Here is a 5,132-nt window from a genome sequence, read left to right as displayed (position 1 = left end):
TATATCCCATCATTCCAGTATCATCAATTTTCAAAAGTTTGTTATACTCATCATCTTCTGTCTGGTTTTCATTGCTTTCTGAAAATGGATCTGCTATGGAACCAATTCCAATCAGGCTTTCATTGTATTCCTGTGCCTGCTCGATCATGGCATTTTCCTGTTCTTCCGACAGATGAGAAACTTCCTGTTCATAATCTGTAGCAATCGTTGTGCTGTTCATCTGATTGATGTAATTGCTCACTACCGGATACAGGATTAAAGAAAATGCCGCCAGATATCCAATTCCTCTTAGTATTTTTACTACTTTCTTCATAATACCTTTCACCTTTTCGTCTGTTTCTTCTGAAATACCCAGTCCACACTGGACATTTCAGAAAAAGCAGACATCCTCCCGGTACGATACCGGGAAGATGAACTGTCTTTTTATCCATTCTTAAACTTCAGAATGTCTTAGTTTTTTGCTTTCTTTTTGCCAAAAGCTTTGCTTGCTGTTAATACACCGAAAAGAACGATACCAGCCAGTGTTACCATGAGTGCTCCCTTGCTACCAGTGGATGGAAGCTGTGCACCTGTTTTGTTTTCTACAGGTACTTCTGGGGAGTTATTTTTTTCTGTGATTGCAACACCTGGTGTTGTAGTTCCATTGTATGTGTAATCTACTTTATAGCTTACAAGTTTTCCATCTTCGCCATAAGTTGCTTTAATCTCAACCTTGATGTCGCTGAGAAGCTTATTGTATCCGTCTGGAGCTTTTGTCTCTCTTAAGTAATAAGTTCCGGCATCAAGACCTTTTACAAGAACTTTTCCGTCGGTACCAGATACGATTACATCGGATTTGAAAACTTCTGCTACAGCTTCCTCAGGTGTTGCCTGACGATATTCACCCTCTTTTACTTTAACAATATTAATCTTAGCATTTGTATCTGCTGCATCGCCTGCTTCGTTTGCCTTGTAAAGCTCAAATTCTGCCTTTGCAAGTGCAGTCTTATCTTCTTTATTACTCTGGTCTTTTAAATAATATTTATAAATTGTGAAATCAAAGGTATGTACATCTACGATGCTTGGCTCAGATTTACCTGTTCCACCTGACTTCGGATCATTACTGTACTCAACAACCGCCTTGTTGGTATTTGGATTCATACCGATAACAGCATCTTTGTTTAAAGTTGCAGTATAAACAACTGTGATTGTCTCGCCTGTACGATTCTTAAAGTTGTTATAAAAGTCATTAAAGCTAATAGTTAGTGTATGTGTTCCATTGTCATTTGTCGTATATGTCGGTAAGTATGTGTTATCTCCTGTTTTACCTGCTTTGAGTTCTGTATCTCCAACCTTTACAGACAGAATTGCTTTTAAGTCTAATCCTTTTGATAATGTATCGGTAAATTTAAAAGTATAAGAATTATATCCTGTCATATCCGGTACTTTAGAAGTCAGCTGGTAAGTAACGGTGTCACCAATCGCAAAATCCCCAGCTTTCTTTTCATCCGCTGCACCATGTGGTGCAATGGTGTCCTCAGACTCATTTTCGTCATCTAATTCCATCTGGTGATTGCCTTCCCATGAAGGATTCACAATAGCACCAACTGTAAGTCCACTTCCACTCTGTGCTGGAATAATTTTCTTGTCTACTGTCGGGTAATTACTCTTCATGTTAACTGTAGCATTAGTATCTGTTACGCTAACTAAAGATGCTACGGATGTATAATCCTGACCAGTTCCAGGTGCTGCTGAGGTATCTGTTGCACCTAATGGATAAACTACATAGTATCCATATGCCAGATTAGCAATTTCTGTAGAACCAGTTGCTGTGGTTACAGTTTTATGAGTAGCATCTACAGTGCTAGTATTTGAAAGAATCCATGTAAGCATTGCTTTTGCAAAATTTACACCGTTCTTTCCATCTTCGCCAACCTGTGTTTTAACATATTCATAAGCTTTTTCACTTAATGTTTCGCCTGTTAATGCAGAAGCTCCATTTACATTTGCCTTAAAGAATCCTTCATATTCAGGATTTAATGTGTATGCTACATTGCCCGCTTCATTTTTTGTTGCTGTAAAAATCTGATACAGATCCAGAGTCTTTCCTTCTACTGTATTGTTGACTGTCAGTTTACCAGTACCTGTTAACCTTGTTGCATCCTCTGCTGCAAATGCAGTCATGCTCATGGACAGTATCATGATCATTGCCATCAGAACTGCCATAAATCTTGATACTAATTTCTTCATATTCCTCTTCTCACTTTCTTTTGATTTTTTATTGGTTCGCTCGGGATTCTTTCAGCCTTTACGGTGGAAGTTCCCCACGCAGCCATATCTCTCTCATGCCCCTGCTCCCCCTTTCCTACATCGTCTGTTTCCGTTTCCTTCTGCGTCCGGTATAAAGCAGGAACGCTAACAACAGGCCACCTGCTATGATAAACATCATAATGCCCTCGCCGCCGGTATCCGGAAGCAGTGCAAAATGCCGGTTGATAATCGTGAAGGTAAATCCATCTTTAGAAGTTTCGATTGTAGTTGTATATCCTTTTATTTCAGTTTCCGTAACAGAATATTTGTAATAATGCGGAGTTCCTGCATCATCTTTTATGTAGGCTGGAAGAGTTTCAATCACTTTCTGCCATGTAGATTTTGAGATATCACCTTTTATTTCATAGTTTTCATAGTTTGGCACGACTTCTGTATGTTTTGTTCCTTCTGCATCCGTCCAGCTTCTGGAAATTGTAATCTTAATAGTGTCTGGTCTGATGTTGTCCATATTCCGGAAATCTTTCCATACCTTATTAATGGTCAGATTTATATATTCATCACATGGATCCTGTGCATCTGATGGTTCCGGTGATGTGCTATCACCTGTATTTACTGTCGTTTTGGTATCTGACATCAGAACGGCTTTTGCATCTGATACATAAGCATTCAGATCTGCTGTTTCAGAAGAATCTTTTGTTGCCATAACTGCATTCTGCAATGTGTTATACTCATCTACCTGCACGACATGTTTTACTGAGAAGATGCTCCATCCATTTTCCTGACTGAACGTATCTGTCAGAAGTTTCGAATTCTTTTTGATCTCATCAAAACTAATCGCCGGTTTTCGGTAAATACGATAATTGTTATTCTCACCTTCTACACCTGCTTTTGTATTAAAGTCATATCCAGAGTCCAAATCACTTTTTCCACTGAATGGTCCCACCAGCTTAGATGTTCCACGGACCACATCACAGTAGTACATATTGTTATTCTTCAGCAGTCCTTCATCGTTGTATCCAACAAAACCTCCGCTTCGTCCATCATTTGCAGAACCATCCGCATCATTTCCTGCTCCGCCGGCATAGACATCGTATCCCGTATTGATTCCATATACATTGCTGTCTGTAATTTTTGTCCTGTTTGCCTTAATCAGGTTGACACTGATGTTGGACTTTACATCATTATCTTTCGTTATGATTCCGTTTTTGTCACATGGAAGCTTAATAGAGGAATCTCCGATCTTAATGATTGCAAAATCTGTCTGCTGATTGTTATCATCAGACTTTTTAGATAGCCCAACAGAAATATCCAGTCCAAGCAGATTCACATGGATGAGATTTCCATCGTACAGTGCATCAACCTTCACAATTCCAAGATTAATATGCAACAAGTCGGAATCCTGAATCTTATCCAAATACAATGCCCTTACAAGCTGATCCAGAACTACGAATAATGCATCCACCACTGTGGAATCCAGTTTTACATCTGCAAGATAGGCAAAGCTTGTTCTTCCGGCAAAGCTCCGGCTGTTCCACCGGATTCTACCAGTTTCAGACTATTTTCCTGATTTTTGGCATCTCCGGCACTACAACCTGACATTCTGGCAAGATTTGCGTAACCAATAAAGCCTCCTGCAATCTGCTCCTGTCCGCCTTTACTCAAAACGGTATAACCACCAGGTACTCCTGTCACGCTACTGTCATCTATGTGGGAACCAAAAATATCCAAAACGCCGAGGGCACCGCCAAGAAGCTGTCCAAATTTATCTCCCAGCACATCCAGCTTCTCCATTTTTATAACTCCGCTTTTTCCGGAGTATCCTACAAAGCCACCTACGCTGTTCAGTCCAGTTACATAATTTAATCCTGTTACAGTGCTGTTTTTGACAGATCCATTTAACAGTGAACCACCAAATCCTCCAGCTGTTCCGCTGTATGTAACCTGATTATTCTGTCCTGCATCTGTTGCTGTGTTAGCACTGACGCCAAGCCCTGCATCTGGGCTTCCTGTGACATTTCCGTAATATACATAGCTTCGGAATGCATCCAGCACATCGGTTTTTCCAAGCTTTAAAAGATACTGTAAGACAGAGGTCTCACCATTGGCACTAATATTTGCAGCACCGGAAACATCCGCAATACCGAAGCATCCTCCGGCATATTCACCGGCTACTACAGAGCGAATCTTGTCTGCACGGATTCCGCTTTCCGGTTTATCCTTCTCGCCAAGAACTGCTCCACAAAGACTTCCTGTGAATCCTCCAGCTGCTTTTGCATACCCTGTATTGTTTCCATTTTGATAGGTTCCGTTTACGATCACGCCCCAGTCATCCCAGGCTGACACAGATGCACAGCGGATGGTGGAAACAGTAGCATTCAGAACCTTAATCAGCTCTGCCGGAGCATTTACCATAAGAACATCCAGAAGTTTATTCAAAAGTCCCTGTTTTGTAGCTGTATCAATAGCTGCCACACTACCCGGATCTACTTTTCCGGCAAAACCGCCTACATAGGAAGTTCCATCTACACGCCTTAAATTTGTGATACTGCAGGAGGAAGTTTCATCTCCCCAGATTTGGCCGCCGATCATTCTTCCCACATAGCCTCCGGCAAATCCTGCCGGATCTTTGTCTGCAATACCGGTTGCTTTGATCCTTGCACCGGAACGATATCCTTTCACATGGGACTGTTTCACGACTGGCACAAAGGTTTTTAATGCTGCCAGACTGTCTGCACCTATAATCTTAAGGCCTGCCAGTGAAACGTCACCTGTGTTTGCCACAGAACCTGTAAGCATCTCACCAGCAAATCCACCACTGCATCTATAAGCCTCTGCCAACTGAAGATCTACAGCAGTACCGTTTGTAACGGTTCCTCCTTCCA

General features: G+C 41.3%; 2 protein-coding genes and 2 pseudogenes. All 4 read right to left on the bottom strand.

The window, feature by feature from the left end; genetic code table 11:
* Nucleotides 1-313 (bottom strand): annotated as a pseudogene (locus DWZ60_RS16580) (class C sortase); the annotation flags it as partial.
* 137 nt (nt 314-450) lie between these two features.
* A complete protein-coding gene (locus DWZ60_RS16575) occupies nt 451-2,229 on the bottom strand; it encodes a SpaH/EbpB family LPXTG-anchored major pilin (RefSeq protein WP_119222156.1) in 1,779 nt (592 codons plus the stop codon).
* Between the two features lie 115 nt (nt 2,230-2,344).
* Nucleotides 2,345-3,712 (bottom strand): Cna B-type domain-containing protein, encoded by a 1,368-nt coding sequence (locus DWZ60_RS18505; protein WP_243038380.1) that lies wholly within the window; start codon nt 3,710-3,712, stop codon nt 2,345-2,347.
* A gap of 17 nt (nt 3,713-3,729) precedes the next feature.
* Nucleotides 3,730-5,132: pseudogene (locus tag DWZ60_RS18500) on the bottom strand (Cna B-type domain-containing protein); the annotation flags it as partial.

This window comes from Blautia sp. AF34-10 (assembly GCF_003477865.1).
Taxonomy (GTDB): domain Bacteria; phylum Bacillota; class Clostridia; order Lachnospirales; family Lachnospiraceae; genus Fusicatenibacter; species Fusicatenibacter saccharivorans.
This window is presented reverse-complemented; position numbering and strand designations above follow the sequence as displayed.

Coding starts and splice junctions, on each gene's coding strand:
- DWZ60_RS16575 (WP_119222156.1), bottom strand. CDS start 2,229: ATGAAGAAATTAGTATCAAGATTTATGGCAGTTCTGATGGCAATGATC.